Origin of the sequence: Serratia sp. ASV30 (assembly GCF_016428815.1) — a bacterium.
Lineage (GTDB): Bacteria > Pseudomonadota > Gammaproteobacteria > Enterobacterales > Enterobacteriaceae > Chania > Chania fonticola_C.
This window is the reverse complement of record NZ_JAELTL010000228.1, coordinates 1-381: the sequence shown is the minus strand read 5'-3', so window position 1 is coordinate 381 and position 381 is coordinate 1. Positions and strand designations below refer to the sequence as shown.

1 pseudogene is annotated in these 381 nt (G+C 71.1%); it reads left to right on the top strand.

The window, feature by feature from the left end:
* Positions 1-128: 128 nt before the first annotated feature.
* Positions 129-197, top strand: a pseudogene (locus tag JHD74_RS26805) (hypothetical protein); the annotation flags it as partial.
* Positions 198-381: the final 184 nt, after the last annotated feature.

The following is a 381-nucleotide window of genomic DNA, read 5'->3' as shown; positions in this document are numbered from 1 at the left end:
CCCCCCCCCCCCCCCCCCCCCCCCCCCCCCCCCCCCCCCCCCCCCCCCCCCCCCCCCCTCATCACCCCCACGACGGCAAACGAGATGATACCTCCTGTCTCGTGGGCTCGGAGATGTGTATAAGAGACAGCGGCCAAGTCACCGCTCGTTACGTGATCGTAGCCGGGAATGCCTATCTGGGCGATAAACTGGAGCCAAGGGCTCGGTGGTGACCACTTGAGTCCCGCACGGCATACTGCGTTTGGCCAGCCCTGTCTCTTATACACATCTGACGCTGCCGACGATGCCAACTGGGTGTAGATCTCGGTGGTGGGCGGGGCGGTGAGGGGGGGGGGGGGGGGGGGGGGGGGGGGGGGGGGGGGGGGGGGGGGGGGGGGGGGG